General features: G+C 49.7%; 21 protein-coding genes. 13 read left to right on the forward strand and 8 right to left on the reverse strand.

Annotated features, from left to right (window positions below; genetic code table 11):
- The first annotated feature begins 70 nt into the window (after positions 1-70).
- Positions 71-1,036 carry an L-Ala-D/L-Glu epimerase gene (gene ycjG / locus FDX11_RS17965; protein ID WP_137398323.1) on the forward strand — a complete coding sequence of 322 codons (966 nt, stop codon included), beginning with the start codon at positions 71-73 and terminating at the stop codon, positions 1,034-1,036.
- Here ycjG and mpaA read toward each other — a convergent pair.
- On the reverse strand, positions 1,011-1,739 hold the full coding sequence (gene mpaA, locus FDX11_RS17970; RefSeq protein WP_042308148.1) for a murein tripeptide amidase MpaA: 729 nt from the start codon (positions 1,737-1,739) through the stop codon (positions 1,011-1,013). The two genes, ycjG and mpaA, sit on opposite strands and share 26 nt — an antisense overlap.
- A 184-nt stretch (positions 1,740-1,923) precedes the next feature.
- On the opposite strand from mpaA, the gene mppA reads away from it, so the two are divergent.
- Together mppA and FDX11_RS17980 are read left to right on the forward strand one after the other, a co-directional pair.
- Positions 1,924-3,537, forward strand: a complete 1,614-nt coding sequence (mppA, locus tag FDX11_RS17975; protein WP_079224010.1) for a murein tripeptide ABC transporter substrate-binding protein MppA — start codon at positions 1,924-1,926, stop codon at positions 3,535-3,537.
- 273 nt (positions 3,538-3,810) lie between these two features.
- Positions 3,811-4,680, forward strand: a complete 870-nt coding sequence (locus tag FDX11_RS17980) for an aldo/keto reductase (RefSeq protein WP_137398324.1) — start codon at positions 3,811-3,813, stop codon at positions 4,678-4,680.
- Positions 4,681-4,765: 85 nt separating this feature from the next.
- Here FDX11_RS17980 and FDX11_RS17985 read toward each other — a convergent pair whose 3' ends face one another.
- The gene (locus tag FDX11_RS17985) at positions 4,766-5,329 is read right to left on the reverse strand and encodes a MarR family winged helix-turn-helix transcriptional regulator (RefSeq protein WP_137365455.1); all 564 of its coding nucleotides are present in this window, start codon (positions 5,327-5,329) and stop codon (positions 4,766-4,768) included.
- Between the two features lie 116 nt (positions 5,330-5,445).
- On the opposite strand from FDX11_RS17985, the gene FDX11_RS17990 reads away from it, so the two are divergent.
- Positions 5,446-5,676, forward strand: a complete 231-nt coding sequence (locus FDX11_RS17990) for a glutaredoxin domain-containing protein (RefSeq protein ID WP_032939694.1) — start codon at positions 5,446-5,448, stop codon at positions 5,674-5,676.
- Positions 5,677-5,742: 66 nt separating this feature from the next.
- Positions 5,743-6,012 carry a Rho-binding antiterminator gene (locus FDX11_RS17995; RefSeq protein ID WP_079224015.1) on the forward strand — a complete coding sequence of 90 codons (270 nt, stop codon included), beginning with the start codon at positions 5,743-5,745 and terminating at the stop codon, positions 6,010-6,012.
- Between the two features lie 29 nt (positions 6,013-6,041).
- Here the strand turns inward: FDX11_RS17995 and FDX11_RS18000 are convergent, their stop codons facing one another.
- Positions 6,042-6,812 carry a DeoR/GlpR family DNA-binding transcription regulator gene (locus FDX11_RS18000; protein WP_137398325.1) on the reverse strand — a complete coding sequence of 257 codons (771 nt, stop codon included), beginning with the start codon at positions 6,810-6,812 and terminating at the stop codon, positions 6,042-6,044.
- 116 nt (positions 6,813-6,928) lie between these two features.
- Between FDX11_RS18000 and FDX11_RS18005 the strand changes: the two genes are divergently transcribed.
- The 3 genes from FDX11_RS18005 (at position 6,929) to FDX11_RS18015 (ending at position 9,207) form a co-directional block, all read left to right on the forward strand.
- Entirely contained in the window at positions 6,929-7,312 is a 384-nt protein-coding gene (locus FDX11_RS18005; RefSeq protein WP_042308166.1) for a VOC family protein, read from the forward strand.
- A gap of 172 nt (positions 7,313-7,484) precedes the next feature.
- Positions 7,485-8,114, forward strand: coding sequence for a carboxymuconolactone decarboxylase family protein (locus FDX11_RS18010; protein WP_137398326.1), 630 nt, complete (start codon positions 7,485-7,487; stop codon positions 8,112-8,114).
- 40 nt (positions 8,115-8,154) lie between these two features.
- Positions 8,155-9,207: an NAD(P)-dependent alcohol dehydrogenase gene (locus FDX11_RS18015; protein ID WP_079224021.1), complete on the forward strand. Its 1,053-nt coding sequence runs from the start codon at positions 8,155-8,157 to the stop codon at positions 9,205-9,207.
- A gap of 39 nt (positions 9,208-9,246) precedes the next feature.
- Here FDX11_RS18015 and FDX11_RS18020 read toward each other — a convergent pair whose 3' ends face one another.
- Entirely contained in the window at positions 9,247-10,278 is a 1,032-nt protein-coding gene (locus FDX11_RS18020) for a mechanosensitive ion channel family protein (RefSeq protein WP_042308171.1), read from the reverse strand.
- A 244-nt stretch (positions 10,279-10,522) separates the two neighbouring features.
- Here FDX11_RS18020 and FDX11_RS18025 point away from each other — a divergent pair, with 244 nt between their 5' ends.
- Complete coding sequence (locus tag FDX11_RS18025) at positions 10,523-10,783, forward strand: DUF2534 family protein (RefSeq protein WP_079224038.1); 261 nt, start codon at positions 10,523-10,525, stop codon at positions 10,781-10,783.
- A gap of 47 nt (positions 10,784-10,830) precedes the next feature.
- Here FDX11_RS18025 and uspE read toward each other — a convergent pair whose 3' ends face one another.
- The 3 genes from uspE to ogt form a co-directional block, all read right to left on the reverse strand.
- The gene (gene uspE, locus FDX11_RS18030; RefSeq protein ID WP_042308175.1) at positions 10,831-11,781 is read right to left on the reverse strand and encodes a universal stress protein UspE; all 951 of its coding nucleotides are present in this window, start codon (positions 11,779-11,781) and stop codon (positions 10,831-10,833) included.
- A 151-nt stretch (positions 11,782-11,932) separates the two neighbouring features.
- Positions 11,933-12,685, reverse strand: coding sequence for a fumarate/nitrate reduction transcriptional regulator Fnr (gene fnr / locus FDX11_RS18035; protein WP_003020397.1), 753 nt, complete (start codon positions 12,683-12,685; stop codon positions 11,933-11,935).
- Between the two features lie 194 nt (positions 12,686-12,879).
- Positions 12,880-13,395, reverse strand: coding sequence for a methylated-DNA--[protein]-cysteine S-methyltransferase (gene ogt, locus FDX11_RS18040; protein ID WP_038640835.1), 516 nt, complete (start codon positions 13,393-13,395; stop codon positions 12,880-12,882).
- Positions 13,396-13,609: 214 nt separating this feature from the next.
- Between ogt and smrA the strand changes: the two genes are divergently transcribed.
- Positions 13,610-14,173, forward strand: coding sequence for a DNA endonuclease SmrA (gene smrA, locus FDX11_RS18045; RefSeq protein WP_042308178.1), 564 nt, complete (start codon positions 13,610-13,612; stop codon positions 14,171-14,173).
- A gap of 12 nt (positions 14,174-14,185) precedes the next feature.
- Here smrA and FDX11_RS18050 read toward each other — a convergent pair whose 3' ends face one another.
- Complete coding sequence (locus FDX11_RS18050; protein WP_137398327.1) at positions 14,186-15,418, reverse strand: sensor domain-containing diguanylate cyclase; 1,233 nt, start codon at positions 15,416-15,418, stop codon at positions 14,186-14,188.
- A 699-nt stretch (positions 15,419-16,117) separates the two neighbouring features.
- On the opposite strand from FDX11_RS18050, the gene FDX11_RS18055 reads away from it, so the two are divergent.
- From FDX11_RS18055 to FDX11_RS18065, 3 genes are all read left to right on the forward strand, one after another.
- Entirely contained in the window at positions 16,118-17,227 is a 1,110-nt protein-coding gene (locus tag FDX11_RS18055; protein WP_137350301.1) for a methyl-accepting chemotaxis protein, read from the forward strand.
- 156 nt (positions 17,228-17,383) lie between these two features.
- The gene (zntB, locus tag FDX11_RS18060) at positions 17,384-18,367 is read left to right on the forward strand and encodes a zinc transporter ZntB (protein ID WP_042308182.1); all 984 of its coding nucleotides are present in this window, start codon (positions 17,384-17,386) and stop codon (positions 18,365-18,367) included.
- A 292-nt stretch (positions 18,368-18,659) separates the two neighbouring features.
- On the forward strand, positions 18,660-18,824 hold the full coding sequence (locus tag FDX11_RS18065; protein ID WP_370607385.1) for a hypothetical protein: 165 nt from the start codon (positions 18,660-18,662) through the stop codon (positions 18,822-18,824).
- The last annotated feature ends 1 nt before the right edge of the window (position 18,825 follow it).

Consider the following 18,825-nt stretch of genomic DNA (forward strand, 5'->3'; position numbering starts at 1 on the left):
GCTATCAGCAGTTAACACGGCAAACGCTATTTGTGGATATCCGCTTCAGGGACTGCACTAAGGAAAACGAATGAGAACAGTAAAGGTATATGAGGAAGCCTGGCCGCTGCACACTCCCTTTGTTATTGCCCGTGGGAGCAGAACCGAAGCGCATGTGGTGGTTGTCGAAGTGGAAGAAAATGGCGTCACAGGCGTCGGAGAATGTACGCCTTATCCGCGCTACGGTGAAAGCGATGCCTCAGTGCTGGCGCAAATTATGAGTATTGCGCCACAACTGGAAAATGGACTGACGCGCGAAGAACTGCAAAAGCTGTTGCCAGCGGGAGCGGCGCGTAACGCGGTGGACTGTGCGTTGTGGGATCTGAGTGCGCGTCAACAGCAGCAGTCTCTGGCTGAACTGGTGGGTTGCGAACTGGCGGAGGTGGTGACGACAGCGCAAACGGTGGTGATTGGAACGCCGGAACAGATGGCGGCGAGCGCGGCAGCACTGTGGGAGAAGGGGGCGAGACTGCTGAAAGTCAAACTGGATGAGCGTTTAATCAGCGAACGGATGGTTGCCATTCGTGCGGCTGTGCCTGATGCCACGATCATTGTCGACGCCAACGAATCCTGGCGGGCAGAGGGGCTGGCCGCGCGCTGTCAGCTTCTGGCTGATTTAGGGGTTGCGATGCTGGAACAACCGCTCCCGGCGCAGGATGATGCCGCGCTGGAGAATTTTGTGCATCCGCTACCGATCTGCGCAGATGAAAGCTGCCACACCCGCAGCAGCCTGAAAGCGCTGCACGGGCGCTATGAAATGGTCAATATCAAACTGGATAAAACGGGTGGCCTGACCGAAGCGCTGGCGCTGGCCGTTGATGCTCGCGAACAAGGATTTGCGCTGATGCTGGGCTGCATGCTGTGTACATCCCGGGCGATTGGTGCGGCGTTACCCCTCACGCCGCAGGTCAGTTTTGCCGATCTCGATGGACCTACCTGGCTTGCCAGCGATGCGGAGACAGCCCTGCATTTTACGACCGGACAGCTTCATCTCTAGGGTGCCAACGCAGGAGATTGGACATGGCCAGCAGGTATTTCTCGCTCGCTTCATCGGATGAAATGGGCGGGAATTCGGCGGTGATACAGTGCAAGTTCAGATCGGCGCACCAGCTACCAAACGAGCCGGGCGTTTCATAACCTACGCTGGTAACCAGGGGCAACTCAAATGACTGCGCCAGCCACGCGCCCAATTCGCTGCGTCTGGGATCTTCAATACAGGCCAGCGGATCGTGGAAAGACACCACCCAGGCGGGATGAATCCGGTGAATAAGCTGACACAGCGCCTGGGTTTCCGGTTCTGACCCCGGATGCTCGCCGGTCAGCAATACCACGTCGCGTTCTTCTGCGCTACTGTTCCAGCGATACACCGTTTCACCCGCTTTCCAGTTTGCGGCAGGAAAGTTACGGTTAAGATCTACGCCGTTAGCATTTGCGCGTAGCCCAAGCTGGCAACCGTCGGGGTTCACCGCCAGCACAACATGATGACGACGCAGGGAAGGGTTAAGCGTACGCAATGCGCAGGAAAGGGTGACGACCGATGAGTTTTCATCACCGTGTGTACCTGCCAGTATCAGGCCGCTTTCACGATCGGCTGCCAGCGCAGGAAACCAGATTAGCGGTGCGCCTAACGATGAACGTCCGTAATGTTCGGTTCCTGGTGGAAATGCGCCGCGCTCGGCACGGGGACGGGTAGCGGTCATAGTCATCTCTGAATGCTCGAATAGTTACTCGCAGTGTTGTGCAAAATGTATGGATAATCAAATCGTTTTCACACACTTATCTTTTCAGGTGTAATATCACTTTCTTGTCGGAAGTTAATTGCATTTCCTGCTGGCGATACAAATAATTACACATTCACTTAGTAGCCGGAATTGAGGGTATTTTATGCAGCATTCTGTTTCAGTAACCTGTTGTGCGCTGTTGGTTAGCAGCATTTCCTTATCCTGGGCTGCTGATGTTCCCAGCGGAACGGTACTGGCAGAGAAACAAGAACTGGTGCGGCATATAAAAGATGAACCGGCGTCACTTGATCCGGCAAAGGCCGTCGGACTTCCTGAAATTCAGGTTATTCGTGATTTATTTGAAGGGTTGGTCAATCAGAATGAGAAGGGAGAAATTGTTCCTGGCGTCGCCACCCAGTGGAAAAGTAACGATAACCGCATCTGGACGTTTACGCTACGCGACAACGCGCAATGGTCCGATGGTACACCGGTAACGGCGCAGGATTTTGTCTACAGCTGGCAGCGTCTGGTTGATCCCAAAACACTATCACCGTTTGCGTGGTTTGCTGCGCTGGCGGGTATTAGCAATGCTCAGGCGATCATCGATGGCAAAGCAACGCCTGATAAGCTTGGCGTTAGCGCAGTCGATGCGCGTACATTGAAAGTTCAGCTGGATAAACCGCTCCCCTGGTTTGCCAACCTGACGGCAAGTTTTGCATTTTATCCGGTACAAAAAGCCAATGTCGAAAGTGGCAAAGAGTGGACCAAACCGGGGAATTTGATTGGTAACGGCGCCTATGTGCTCAAAGATCGCGTCGTAAATGAAAAACTGGTCGTTGTACCGAATACGCATTACTGGGACAACGGCAAAACGGTTCTGCAGAAAGTTACCTTCCTGCCCATTAATCAGGAATCGGCAGCCACCAAGCGCTACCTTGCGGGTGATATTGATATTACTGAATCCTTTCCGAAAAACATGTATCAGAAACTGTTGAAGGATATTCCGGGCCAGGTTTATACCCCGCCTCAGCTTGGCACTTACTATTATGCCTTCAATACCCAGAAGGGACCGACTGCCGATTCCCGCGTGCGCTTGGCGCTGAGTATGACGATCGATCGTCGTTTGATGGCGGAGAAAGTATTGGGTACCGGCGAGAAGCCCGCCTGGCATTTCACGCCGGATGTTACGGCAGGATTTGTACCTGAACCTTCGCCGTTTGAGCAAATGAGTCAGGAAGAGTTGAATGCTCAGGCGAAAACGCTGTTGCGTGCGGCAGGCTATGGTCCGCAGAAGCCGCTGAAACTGACGCTGCTGTACAACACCTCTGAAAACCACCAAAAGATTGCTATCGCTGTGGCTTCTATGTGGAAGAAGAATCTCGGCGTTGACGTAAAACTGCAGAATCAGGAGTGGAAAACCTATATCGACAGCCGTAATACCGGCAATTTTGATGTGATCCGCGCTTCCTGGGTGGGGGACTACAATGAGCCTTCGACGTTCCTGTCGCTATTAACATCGACCCATACGGGCAATATCTCCCGCTTTAATAATCCGGCATACGATAAAGTTTTAACTCAGGCTACGTTGGAAAATACCGAGAAGGCGCGGAATGCGGATTATAATACGGCAGAGAAAATTCTGATGGAACAGGCACCTATTGCGCCAATTTATCAGTATACCAACGGGCGGTTAATTAAACCGTGGCTGAAAGGGTACCCGATTACTAACCCGGAAGATGTCGCATACAGTCGCACAATGTATATTGTGAAGCACTGATTAATAAGTAGCTGGTTACCGGCATGGGCAAAGAGCGCCACTGCCGGGCAGCCCTGAGAATAAACAAAGGGTACGCGCTCCACTCAGCCAAGCCCGTTCTGATACATTCAGCAAGAGTGATGTCGTCGCCCTTATCCCTTCTTGCCGTATCTTCAACAGAATAACCTCGTCTGTATTAATGAATTACATGCATAGGTCAAATCAGAGATTACAGGCTAATCACGGCGGGGGTTCTGGCCTAATATGGTGTTTTAACATGACAGGGGCTTGGCCGTGGAATACTCAGTACTAAGTAACAACCGCAAAATGCCGATGGTTGGTTTTGGCGTTTTTAAGGTCACCGATAAAGAAGAGTGTAAGCAGTCGGTATTAAGCGCTATTCGTACCGGTTACCGCCTCATCGATACCGCAGCCGTGTACAGCAATGAAGATTCCGTGGGTGAGGCGGTTCGTGCAGCCATTGCCGAAGGTCTGTGTACCCGCGAGGAGTTATTTATCACTTCTAAGCTGTGGGTTCAGGATATGGCCAACTACGATATGGCTCAAGCCGGTATTGAGGCGTCGCTGAAAAAATCGGGCCTGGAATATATTGATCTTTATTTATTGCATCAGGCCATGGGCGATTATTTCAGCGCCTGGCGCGCGCTGGAAGAGGCTTATGAAGCCGGTAAACTGAAGGCCATTGGCGTCTCCAACTTCTATGCGCATGTGTTAGCTAACTTCTGTGAAACCGTCAGAATTAAGCCGATGGTGAACCAGGTCGAATTACATCCTTACTTTGCGCAACCTGTAGCCATTGAAACGATGAAGCGCTACAACGTTCAGCCTGAAGCCTGGGCGCCGTTAGGCGGTGGCAGACATAAACCATATGAAGATGAAATGCTTCAGGGGATTGCGGATGCCCACCAAAAAACCGTTGCTCAGGTTGTTCTGCGCTGGAACGTGCAGCGCGGCGTGACGGTGATTCCTAAATCCACCCGGCAGGAGCGTATTGCAGAGAATTTTGCCATCTGGGATTTCTCACTCACGGATAGCGAAATGGCGCAAATCAGTGCGCTGGATTTAGGCTATGTGGGTGAGGCGGTGAAGCACTTTAACCCTGAATTCGTTCGCGGCTGCCTTGGCGTTAAAATCCATGACTGAGCGTGGAGAAAACGTCGCGAGCTCGTAAAACGGACAACTTTTTTGGCTGCGTTAAAATGGCTGGTGTGATTTTCCACCAGCCATTTTAAGTTTCCGGGGGCTGGTGCTCCCGGCAAATCAGCAACGCATCCTCTTCACTCAATCTCTCTTTCGTCAGATTACAATATCCCTGACCACCCGTTTTTTGGTGGAAGCGACAGCTATGGCAAAGTCCAAAGCCAGGCACATTGTTGGTCCGCTGGATCCCACGTAAAAGTTCAAACAGTAGTTCCTTAAGTACAGTCGCGCGTTCACCCATCGCCGTTTCACCCGCCACCAAAAACGTTGGCGGGAGCAGGGCGTCCAGTAACGTACCGGCTGATTCAGTTAACTGTAAATGTACGCTGCGTTTATCGCGGGCATCCTGCTTACGAACAATCAGTCCTTTGCTTTCCAGCAGCTTCAGCGATTGCGATACGGTGCCTTTGGTGAGGCCGAGGTAGTCCGTTACGCCAAGCGGCGTATTGGAATAACGGTTGCAACGGGCCAGATACATTAACGCGCTGAGTTGTACCGGTTGCAGATCCGCCAGTAATGGATGTTGGCGAAACCACATCCGTGTCAGGCTGGAAAGCCTGTCCAGGACATCGAAAAGTGACATGTCGTGCATAACAACTTCCTCCTCGACATATAGTATCGATTAAAAACTATATTGACAAAGCATAAAAGTGGCGTAGCATCAATTATAGTATCGAATCGATACTATAATTTAAAAGGAGATATATCATGACTAAAGCCCGTTTTTATCATGCCGGTTGCCCGGTTTGCGTTTCCGCAGAACAAGCGCTGCTTCAGCATCTGTCCTCCGATGTTGAAATCGATGTTATTCACCTGGGAGAGCAACCTGGCCGGGTTACGGAAGCAGAACAGGCTGGCGTGAAGTCCGTTCCGGCGCTGGTGATCGACGGCAATGTGCTGCATATCAATTTTGGCGCGCCCATTGAAGCGCTGAAATAACCTGGTGCGTTCGGGAAGTGGCGTAAGCAATTTCCCGAACATCCGCGGCAATAAGGAAGAGGCGTTATGAATGTGACGGGAAAATACCATCCTATAGATTGCGAACTTCACGATTATCTGGAGATCGCCTGTCTGTACCATTATTGGTTACGTATTGAGCTAACCGATGGCTCGTGTATGAATGCCACAGCGTTGACGACCTGCACCACCAGAGATAAAGAAGAGTTTCTGGTGGTGGAATACAATGGCAATCCGCTAAAAATTCGTCTGGATCGTTTGTCTGTGATTGCCGCGCTGACGGCCGGGGCGACGTTTAGCGTCGTCAGCTTTCGTTGAGTAACGACGCAACGAACGCGCCGCCGCTGTTATACGGTATAAATACGAATGTCATGAGCCTGGAAAGCCGTGGCATACTCTTTGCTGATATTTTTCTCCACGACAATCACATCAATATTGCTGCTTTCGGCGACGACATAGCGGGCGACGGCTGGGATCTTTTCCGCCGTCAGTGCGACGATAGTTTCATTGCATTGTTTGATTACCGCTTTTTTGAACTCGCAATCCGCATAATCAAATCCGGTTAAGCCGGATTCTGGCGACATCGCACAACCGCCAATAAAACCCTGATCGAATAAGATGTTCTGCACTTGGGCGATGGCGGTGGCCCCCACACATCCACCCGAGGATCTCTGTACCGCGCCGCCTAACATGATGACCTCAAACAGCGGTTTTTCCAGCAAAACGGCGGCAATCTCTGGGGAGTTGGTCACTACGGTTAACGCCAGTTCGGCGGGCAGGGCTTCAGCCATCGCTAAATTTGTGCTGCCCGTGTCGATAAAAATGCAGCTGCCGGATTTGACCAACCGGGCGCACCTCTGCGCGATATTGTTTTTTTTCGCCACATTAATGTTCTTGCGTACAGCGATGTCTTCGGATTCAGGAAGGGCAATGACCGCGCCGCCATAAACCTTTTTACACACGCCATCTTTACTTAGCTCATGCAGGTCGCGGCGGATCGTATGTTCAGAAACGCCTAGCCGACTGGCGAGCTCGGAACAAATGACTCTGCCGTTTTCCTGCAAGATCTGATAGATAAGCGCCTGGCGCTGTTCCGGGAAGGCAGCATAATCAAGCATAAATACTCCAGATAAAACAAATAACGAGCAATAATGAGCATGATCGTGCATGATGATTAACGATGTCAACACCCTTGAGAACGTACTGTTCGGAATACTACGAGAAGAGGTTCGTGATGAAGATTGCGCATATGGCTTTATGGACACAGGATCTCGAGCAGCAAGCTCGTTTCTGGGTCACGTTCTTTGACGGCAAGATTAACGAAAAATACTGCAGTAAAACCAATCCTGGATTTGAATCTTATTTTGTTCGTATTGGCGATGAGGTTGCGATTGAAATAATGACCAAACCGGGCCTTACAAGACGACAGCCAGACAATAACACCTGTGGATGGGTACACCTTGCGCTCTCCGCAGGCTGCGCGGAAAAAGTTGATGCCATCGCGAGACTCGCGCAGGAACAGGGGATTTTAATTTCTGCTCCACGAACCACCGGTGATGGCTATTACGAAGCGGTAATACAAGATCCTGACGGCAATTTAATTGAGATTGTTGCCTAACGTTGTACAAATTTCCCTGCTGATAAATGGCATCGGGCACTGATTATTGATGAGTATTGTTCATAGGTTCGTTCTTATTTAACCCTCTAATCAGCGGTGCGTTAGGCCTCTATAATTTTACTGTTTTCAGTATCCGGCGGCAGTACGCTGGCGTTATTTTGGAGAGTCATACATGCAACATCAACTGGATGCCAGACAGCAGGCAATCATACCTATTGCCGCGTTTACCGCTACAGGTCACGGTGAAAACCTGGACGCGGTGTTGAATGCCGGGCTGGATGCGGGGCTCACCCTCAATGAAGTGAAGGAAATTCTACTACAGCTTTATGCTTACTGCGGTTTTCCCCGCAGCCTGAACGGACTTGCTTGTTTAATGTCTGTGGTTAAACGCCGTAGAGAAAGAGGAATTACCGACGCAGAGGGAAATCCGGCCACGCCGCCGACGGAGGGCTGGGACAGCTTCCAGGCGGGGAGTCGCACACAGAGCCAGCTCGTTGGGCATCAGGTCAGTGGGCCGCTGTTCGACTTTGCCCCTGTCATTGATGTCTGGCTAAAGGCACATTTATTTGGCGATATTTTTCAGCGTGATGTCCTTAACTGGAAGATGCGGGAGTTAGCGACGGTTTCTGCGTTAGCGGTATTAGGCGGTGTGAACAGTCAACTGAAGAGCCATTTTGCTATCAGTCTGAATATCGGTATGACTACTGATCAACTGATTGAATTTATTGCAATACTTGAACAGCATTGTGGTGCTGAGATCGCGACTAATGCCCGCGCGGTTCTTGATGAATGTCGCTTATGAATGCTGGTTAAGGTAATACCTAATCCCTGAGGAAATCATAATGGTCATGAACGTGAAGGGTTATGCCGCTCTGGCGGTGAAAGAAGATTTAGTTCCACACAGCTTTGTTCGTCGCGATCCGCGCGAAGATGATGTGGTGATTGATATCTTGTATAGCGGTGTTTGCCACTCAGATATCCACAACGCCTATAATGACTGGGGCGGCGCTAAGTATCCGATGGTGCCGGGACACGAAATCATTGGCCGTGTGGTGCATGTCGGGAAGTCGGTGACCAAATTTGCCGTAGGCGATCTCGCCGGGGTTGGCTGTATGGTTGACTCATGCCAGCATTGTAGCGCTTGCAAACAGGGGCTGGAGCAATATTGCGAAGAGGGTAACACGCTCACGTATAACGATATCGATCGTCATGACGGGCTGCCTACCTTCGGGGGCTATTCCGACAAGATTGTCGTTACCGAAAAGTTTGTGGTGAAGGTGCCAGAAGGGATAGATTTACGCGGTGCCGCGCCGCTGCTTTGTGCCGGGATCACCACATGGTCGCCGCTGCGTCACTGGCAGGTTGGTGAGGGCAGTAAAGTCGCGGTTGTTGGGTTGGGCGGCCTTGGGCATATGGCCATCAAACTCGCTAATGCGTTGGGGGCTGAAGTTACGCTGTTCACGCGTTCGCCGGGCAAAGAAGCAGATGCCAGACGTCTGGGTGCCAGTCACGTTGTGCTTTCCACTGACCCTGAGCAGATGAAGGCCGCCGCTAATCAGTTTGACCTGATTATTGATACTGTCCCGTACGTTCATGACCTGAATCCCTATATCCCAACGTTGGCGCTAAGCGGTACGCTGGTGCTGGTTGGCTATCTGGGCGCGTTGGATCCGTTCCTGAATACGGTTCCCCTGATTCTCGGGCGGAAATCTGTTGCGGGGTCGGTTATCGGCGGGATTGCAGAAACGCAGGAGATGTTGGATTTTTGCGGCCAGCACGGTATTACAGCCGATGTCGAAGTGATCAATATTCAGGATATTAATAACGCCTGGCAGCGGATGTTGAAAAGCGATGTGAAATACCGCTTTGTAATTGATATTGCCTCGCTGAAATAACGGTAAAAAAGACGCGGATTTCCGCGTCTTTACTTTTTGTTAGTGTGCCGATGGCGATACTTCAGGATTATCCATATACAGCGTCTGGCTGGGGAATGCAAAGTCGGCGCCGTTTGCCTGGACTATCGAAATAATTTTCAAATAAACGTCTTGTTGTACTGTAAGCCATTCCTGCCATACGGTAGTTTTCGTGAAGCAATACACCATGATATTTAATGATGAATCTGCAAATTCATTGAAATAGACCAGCAGCGTTTGCTTCTGGTCTATCCCTGGATGATTTTGCAGCATTTGCCTGACCGCCTCGACAACAGCCTCAATTTTATCGGCATCTTCATATCGTAACCCGATCACCGTTTTGATTCTTCTGTTGGTCATACGCCCTGGATTTTCTACGCTGATAGAGGAGAAAATCGAGTTGGGTACATATAACGGACGATGATCGAAGGTGTTTATTTTGGTCATTCGCCAGCCAATTTCTGTCACTGTGCCTTCAATATTACGGTCCGGGGAACGGATCCAGTCACCGATGCTAAACGGTCTGTCGAAGTAGAGCATGATGCCGGAGAAAAAATTGCTCAGGATGTCTTTACCTGCCATACCTACAGCGATACCACCGATGCCGCCAAAGGTTAGCAGACCAGATAAGCTCATGCCGAAATGTTCGCCATACAGCAAAATGATGGCGACCACGATGGTAATCTTAATGATCCGCGACAGGATCCTCGCGCTGGTAATATCTCTGCCTTTATTAATCTGCGTTTTTTCAAACTGATTAATCACCAGAAAGAGTTTGATCGTCAGAATCAGCGCAATCAACGAGGTGCAGATAAAATCGACTACGCTAGGAGAGATAAATTTCAGGTTGTAACTCTCGATCACGTTATTGGCAATACTGCCGAACGTTCCAATGATAATGGCATAGACGAAAAATTGTGCCGCATGAAATATGAATCCTTTGCAACGTCGTTCGCCACGGTGAAACCAAACGCTCATCAGCACCAGTGCGGTAAAACAACTGAGAATTACCGTCAAATTAAACGCATTATTCATAAACAGTTCAGCGATCATGATCCTTCCTGGCAGCTCCGTGGTTGCTAAATATCATCTGACATTCTGCTCATCGTATATTTTACGCAGTTTTGGCGCTCAGATCATTAACCAAAGGGCGAGAGAAATAATGCAATCAGCGCTAATTTCAACGCAATCGCGCAGGTGTCACTCGTGAAGGAGCGTTATGTAGCAGACAGTAAGTTGATGTCATGGTATTGTTAGCGCAAAGTAACAAGCTTTTCATCTGCAAAAGGACAGTACTATGAACATGGCTAAGCTGAAGACAGCGAAGGGACGAAAGTTTTTGTTGTGCCTGCTTGGGGTGTTTATTATCGCTGCATCGGTAGTCACGCGAGCGACGATCGGCGGCGTTATTGAACAGTATGGCATTCCGCTATCCGACTGGACCGCCTCAATGTATGCCATTCAATCTGCAATGATTTGTGTCTACAGCATGGTGTTTACCATTCTGCTTGCCATCCCTCTGGGCATCTACTTCCTCGGTGGCGACGAGAAACACTAATTATTTGTTATGCCGGATGAATATCCATCCGGCATTGTATGGTGTGGTTAGTCGTCTTCGTCGTCGTCCAGCTCAACGGGCGTCTGATACTGATCCGGCTTGATAACCAGCAGGTCACAGCGTAGATGATCGATAACCTGTTCCGCGGTATTTCCCAGGAACGCGGCAGAGATGCCGGTACGTCCAACGGTGCCCAGGACCACGATGCCCGCCTGTAAGTGTTCGGCTAAATCAGGAATAACCTCTTCAGGTAATCCCTTTTCAACATGCGTTACTTTCTCATCGATACTGAATTTCTGGCGTAAGGCTTTCATGGCCAGCAGATGCTGTCCACGGATCGCATCGTTATATACGCTGGGATCAAATTCAGGGAGCTCAATCGCAATGTTGATGGGGGTAACAGGGTAGGCGCCAACCAAATGCACTTCGGTATGGTTAACCTGTTCCGCCAGTTGCAGCGTTTCTTTAACCAGTTTTTCATTGAGGGAGTTGTGATAGGCCTCTTCGCTGGCGAGGTTCACCGCAACCAGCGCTTTACCGCCCTCAGGCCACGGCTGGTCTTTAACCATCCACACCGGGCTTGGACATTTACGCAATAAATGCCAGTCGGTCGGGGTGAAAATCACGGCTTCCAGACGGTCGTGTTGGTGCGCCATTTTTAGCACCAGATCATGCCTGGCGCTGATGACTTCCTGGATGATGGCTTCAAAGGGGCGGTTGTGCCAGACTACTTTTATCTCAAGAGGGATCCCTGCTTCGATATAGTATTTCGCTTGTTCACGTATCCACGCCGTTCGCTGGCTGATGACACCCTGACGCATTGCCGTACGTTCATCGGGCGACAGCAGGGTAGTCATCTCATAGGAAAAGTCGTAGATCGGCAAAAAGGCTTTAATTTTGCCACCAATCCGTTGATGCAAATAAACAGCTCGCCGTAATGCTGGTTGATCGTCCTGGTTAGGGTCGATGACGACCAGCATATTTTTATACATAGCCATACAGGGTCTCCTTACAACTGTCATCGCAGTTTGTAATTAAAAGAGTAACCCAATAATGTGGATTGAAACAGGGGAGAACCTCCTGCCAGATCAATAAATCGGGAAAATTTAGTGATTTGACAGGAGGATAACAGAGATATTTGCAGAACGATTATGCAACGTTACGCGTGTGGCCAGCAAGAACTGCCAGAGCGTCGCTATTCTCAATAGTGATATATTTGCCTTTTACCGCCAGCATACCGCTTTTCTGGAAACGACCCAGCAGACGGCTAATTGTTTCAACCGTCAGACCGAGGTAGTTACCGATGTCGCCACGGGTCATGGTCAGGCGGAATTCACGAGGCGAGAATCCACGCTGGGCGAAGCGGCGGGACAAATTGTAGATAAAGGCCGCCAGGCGTTCTTCAGCGTTTTTCTTCGACAACAGCAGGATCATGTCCTGGTCGCCTTTGATTTCGCCACTCATCAGACGCATCATCTGTTGACGCAGATTCGGCATTTTGCCGGACAGGTCATCCAGAGTTTCGAAAGGAATCTCGCATACCATTGAGGTTTCCAGCGCCTGGGCAAAGCTGGGGTGATGACCGCTGCCAATCGCGTCAAAACCTACCAGGTCACCTGCCAGATGGAAACCGGTGATTTGCTCATCGCCTTGCTCGGTAATGGTATAGCTTTTAATCGTTCCGGAGCGGATAGCATAAAGTGATTTAAGCTCATCACCTGCTTTAAAGAGCGTCTGCCCCTTTTGGATAGGCTTTTTGCGCTCGATGATGTTATCGAGCTGGTCAAGCTCATGCTCGTTAAGTGTGAACGGGATGCAAAGCTGGCTGATGCTGCAATCCTGGCAATGGATAGCACAACCGCCAGACTGAATGCGCCGTATAATTCGCTTTTCCGGGATCATAGGTCTGCTCAAGCCGTAATTGATATTTGTCAATTTTAACATCTTTTTGGTGAGCACGTAAGCCTGAGCTACTCCCAATAGAGAATAATTCAGGCATAACTGGGTTGAATGTTTGTATCTACCTGATTAGCCGCACTTTATTTAAGGCTGTATTATGTGGAAGTGTGATGAATAAGGCATTAATTGCCTGGATTCTAGAGTAGCAAATAGCCCTCATGACGCAATAGCCACTCTTTTCGTTGCACACCACCGGCATATCCGGTCATGGTACCGTTACGCCCAATGACGCGATGACAAGGGACGACAATGCTTACCGGGTTTGATCCATTCGCCGCCCCGACGGCTCTGGCAGCACCAGGACGTCCCAGTTGTTCGGCCAGTTGACCATAATGCATGACCTGTCCACAGGGAATGGTACGTAACGCTTGCCAGACTTCACGCTGGAAAGGTGTCCCCGCGGTGGCGGTTTCCAGTGTGTCAATAATGCTAAGGTTTCCGGCAAAATATTCAGCCAGCTTATCACTCAATCCGCCAGGGTTTTTGGCAGCAATACGCTGATAACCTTCAGCGCGATAATGAATGTCCAGCAACTGCACCATACGATCGCTGTGTTGATCCCATTCGACCGCGCGCAGACGAAATTGCTCATCGCAAATAATCCACAGCGGGCCCAACGGTGTGGCGATGGTGTCTTCCAGTAAGTTCAGCATCCGTTTCTCTCATTACAGCATTACAGGCAAGGTGACACATTATCACGCCAGTTATCGTCGCAGCTATACCTCTAAAAATGGATATCAGTTTGTTGGAAGTAGATCGCTTTCACGGCGTGAATCTGGTGAATTATTGGAAATAATCGTAAACCGTTGTCGGTATAACAGTGCGCGGTTATGATAAGACCCGTCGTAATACGCTGGAGGATGAAACATGAACCTTGATGACGCATCGTTGTTTCTTGACGCGATGGGGGATGTTCAACCGCTGAAAGGCTGCACCGAGGTGCACTGGCAGCCCACGCGCAATCTCCGCGCTCCGGCACGTATTGATACGCTCCAATTGGATAATTTTCTCTCGACGGGTTTTCTCGATATTGTCCCGTTAAGCGTACCATTGGAATTTCGTCGCGAAGGTTTGCAGCACGGCGTGACTGACAAGCTACGAACCGGCAAATATCCGCAGCAGGCGAGTCTCAATCTCGTCCGTCAGCCCGTTGAAACCTGCCGTCAGATGCTCTTCAGTTTTATTCTGCAGGCACAGCAAGAAGGATTGCGTAACGTGCTGGTGATACACGGCAAGGGGCGCGACGATAACTCTCATGCCAACATTGTTCGCAGCTATGTAGCGCGTTGGCTGACGGAATTTGAAGATGTACAAGCCTACTGCGCCGCACTGCCGCATCACGGCGGCAGCGGGGCATGCTATGTGGCATTACGTAAAACCGCGCAGGCAAAACAGGATAACTGGGAGCGTCACGCTAAGCGCAGTCGCTGACCGACATAAACATCAGGCGGCCAGCACCCGGTTCCGCCCTTCGTTTTTGGCTTTGTACAGCGCGTCGTCAACGCGTTTGAATAGCTCATCGATGCTTTCATTCGTTTCGTGCCGCGCAACGCCGATGCTGACGGTAAAGCGGGGAAGGCCAGGGAGCGTCACCTTGGCCACCGCCGCGCGTATTACTTCTGCGAGATTAAGGGCAACCTCCAGTGAGGTTCGTGGCAGAAGGAGCACAAATTCTTCACCTCCCCAGCGAAAAATCAGGTCGTCCTTTCTTGCACAGGACTCCAGCGTTCGTGCCAGAGCGCAAAGCACATCGTCACCTCTTAAATGACCGAAGAGATCGTTAATGCTTTTAAAGCGATCGGTGTCGATTAACAGCAGGCTGTAGTCCTGCGTTAATGACATCGCGTGCGTCTGTTGCGGTTCGGTTACCTGATAAAAATGTCGGCGGTTCAGTAATCCGGTCAGGGCGTCACGCAGGGCCGCTTGTTCAAGTTCCTGCTCCAGCCTTTTTTGTTCGGTAATGTCATGAATGATGCACAGCATGAGCTTATTACCATAGATTTCGATCGGCCCGGCATAAGTTTGTACGTGACATGAGGAACCATCAGCAAGCTTATGAACAAAATGCAAGGGCTTATGGCCGCCGGGCAGATGGGCGATTTCATGCATCACCGGTAGGATATGACGGCCCAGCATGTTGATTTCCCATGTATGTTTCTGGCACATCACATCATGGCTGTAACCATAAAAATTCAGGGCACTGAGATTCGCATCGACGATCAAACCATCTCGAGATGGATCGATAAGTAACATCGGCGCGGAATTAGTCTGGAAGAAGCGCGCGTAAAATCCCTGCTTGTTTCGCTGATAGTTCGCAGAACGACTGGCTTTCAGTCCCTGCGCGGTCGGTGTTTCAATGCCTTCGAAAACGATGATATCGCCAATATCCGGGAGCGAGTTAATGGACAGGCGGCTGGCCATCGCAGTTTCCTCACCGTTGCGATAAACCGTGAGAATTTCCACAATATAGTGATGATTTTTCAAGTCGCTGAGATACATGGTTAAATCATTTTGTGCATATGTTGAGAATATGCCTTTTCGCAGTGGAGAAAAACAGGGATCCTGCATTAGCTCCCGTGCAACGGCATTTGCGAACACAAGTTCTTCGGTATGTGGTGAAACTATCCAAACCGGAAGAGTTAATAAATCCAGTGAATGCAGCGCGGTTATATTCATCGATAATCCCGTTATCTTATCTGCTGTGTTGCCCATTTAATGGCGAATTTTTTATATTACCGTCTCATAATGTTTTGATTGTCGGTGAGACAAGGGGCTACAACTGGTTTTTTTTGATGTTGGTTGCAATTCATGGTACTGGCTATGCCAATAATAGTAGACACTATTTTGGCATGTTTACCGTTATCGCTAAAATATACTTTCAATTTTTAATTCTAGTGCCAGACGCGGTTTTAACATCAATATATTTGAATGAATCGGGCTGGAATCATCAACAAAAATGGTGATCCCATACATTAGGTCACGCCACCAGATAATCGCCAGAAGGCAGCTCAATGTCAGCCAGAGATCGCCACCTTGACTGTACTCATATTTTTACACTGTGTATTAGTTAGAACCACAAAATATTAAGAATGCTGCAATAGTGCTTATATATGTATTCATGATAATTATAACTCTGTACGTTTTACATTCGCTGCGTGCTCACCATCACAATAATCTGATAACAAACCTGGCCATCACCTTTGGTGGAGTAAATCACTGGATTAAGGCAAATAAATAGCGCCATTGTGTGCTTTAAGTAAAAAGGTTATCGACTCTTATTGAATATTCACTTTTCGTATCCGAGCTATGGCAATTTATATTGCAGGTGCTATAAAAAATAATATTCTCCTCGTTTTCTTGGTAAACAGGGCTAAAATGTTAAATGATATTAGCGTCAGGACCTTTATTGTTTTATTTTTGGTGATTACGGCAGTGGCTCTCAATGTGGTGGAAATAATACTTTCAGCTAGCGTTGATGTTATTATTGGTACCAACTTAGTAAGCTTTATTTCTATAGTATGTCTGTGGGGATACATGACCAAATATCTGGTGATGCCGATTAATACGGTTAAAAGAAGTATTGAAGAGGTTACATCCGGGAATCTGGCGATCAGCATTCCAGAATTTGGTAATAACTGCGCGGGTAGACTTATTCCGGGCATCAATAGCTTATCCAGTAATATTTCAACACTTGTGAATGAGATAAGGATATCTTCACAAACGGCGATGGCGCTCTCAGAACAGCTTGCAGAACGTAGCGCCGAGCTTTCAGTGAAAACAGAACAGCAATCCGGAGCATTAATGCAGACGGCTGCCAACATGGATGAGATCGCGGTGAATACGCGAAACAATGCTGATAACACGCAAATAGCCAGCGCCCAGGCGACAATTGCTACGCAGTGCGCCCGACAGGGGGGCGAATTAATGGTGCAGGTGGCGACAAATATGCGATCAATCACCGAATGCGCGGAACAGATGACTGAAATTATTACGCTGATAGATGGTATCGCATTCCAGACAAATATTCTGGCATTGAATGCAGCTGTGGAAGCGGCGAGGGCCGGGGAACATGGCAAAGGGTTTTCCGTGGTGGCCGGTGAGGTAAGAAAGCTGGCGCACCGTAGCGCAGATGCAGCTAAAAATATTAAACAGCTGATTGCCCAGACTCATCAAAATGTTCAGCAAGGCGCGGCTATCGTACGCGAAGCAGAAAAAAATATGCAGGATATCGTCGGGGGCGCCGGGCAATTAAGCCAGTTAATGGGCGAGATATTAACAACTACCCAGGAGCAGGAGAAAGGGATCATCAGGATCACGCATGCTCTGGCCGAACTGGAGAACGTAACGCAAAGTAATGCCGTTATGGTGGATGAGCTTTCTGATTCATCTGGCATCCTGAAAAACCAGGTTATTGATCTCCAGTCCCGGACCCATCAATTTCGCTTAAGTAAGACACTTGAGCCCGCAATACACCAGCGAGCATAACAGGCTCTCTCTCACCACAAGCGTCGCATTCGTCGACGCTTTTTCTGTTATCGGATACTTTTATGAATCATTTCAGCGCAATGGGACAATGAGATATTGCTTAACCTATTCTGACGGCTAGACTATCGAAAAAAGCTGAATGTTTGTGGAGGCGTTGTGGAAGCCATTAAGGGAACGGATGTTAATGTGCCAGATGCCGTGTTTGCCTGGCTGCTGGATGGCCGTGGTGGGGTGAAACCGCTGGAAAATAACGATGTTATCGACGCTCAGCATCCCTGCTGGCTGCATCTTAATTATACCCATTCTGAAAGTGCGCAATGGCTGGCGACCACGCCTCTGCTTCCTAATAATGTGCGTGATGCGCTGGCGGGTGAAAGTACGCGTCCACGCGTAAGCAGAGTCGGGGAAGGTACGTTGATCACGCTGCGCTGTATTAATGGCAGCACCGACGAGCGACCTGATCAGCTGGTCGCTATGCGCCTATATATGGATGAACGTCTGATTGTCTCAACGCGCCAGCGCAAAGTACTGGCACTGGATGATGTGGTCAGCGATCTCCAGGAAGGTACAGGGCCGGCTGACTGCGGTAGCTGGCTGGTGGATGTCTGCGATGCGTTAACCGATCATGCCAGCGAGTTTATCGAGCAACTGCACGACAAGATTATAGACCTGGAAGATAACCTGCTCGATCAGCAAATCCCCCCACGCGGATTCCTGGCATTACTGCGCAAGCAACTGATTGTGATGCGCCGCTATATGGCGCCTCAGCGGGATGTCTATGCGCGCCTGGCGAGTGAGCGTTTAGCCTGGATGACCGACGATCATCGGCGACGGATGCAGGATATCGCCGACAGGCTGGGAAGAGGGCTGGATGAGATAGACGCCTGTATCGCCCGGACCGGTATCATGGCGGACGAAATTGCGCAGGTTATGCAGGAGTCTCTGGCGCGCCGCACCTATACAATGTCCTTGATGGCGATGGTTTTTCTACCCAGTACATTTTTAACCGGGCTATTTGGCGTTAACCTCGGTGGTATCCCCGGCGGCGGCTGGCAGTTTGGCTTCTCACTTTTCTGTATTCTGTTAGTGGTCCTGATTGGTGGTGTTACTTTATGGTTGCATCGTAGTAAATGGTTGTAACAACAACATTTTTTAGCGACTTTTGCGCATGAAAACGGCCAGGTTTTTGAGCGAAGTCAATAAACCATCTACCTATTCGGGGCAATATCTCACTCGCAGGTGAATGCAACGTCAAGCGATGGGCGTTGCGCTCCATATTGTCTTACTTCCTTTTTTGAATTACTGCATAGCACAATTGATTCGTACGACGCCGACTTAGATTAGTCGGCTTTTTTTTGCCTGCAGGAAATCAGCGTCTACCCTAAAAGAGTCAACCTGATGACTGGAGGGCTATATGACCTGTCTGATTGCAATGCTACAGCGGCAAGTACTAAACGCTGATTCGCTACCCACCGACCCGGTTCCTGTTCCCGATCCGCTACCTCGTCCGCAGCCTATGCCGGATCCGCCACCGGATGAAGAGCCGATTAAATTGTCGCATCGCGAGCGCAGATCTGCGAGGATACGCGCCTGCTGAA

The sequence above is a fragment of the Citrobacter sp. wls714 genome (assembly GCF_005281025.1).
Lineage (GTDB): Bacteria > Pseudomonadota > Gammaproteobacteria > Enterobacterales > Enterobacteriaceae > Citrobacter > Citrobacter werkmanii.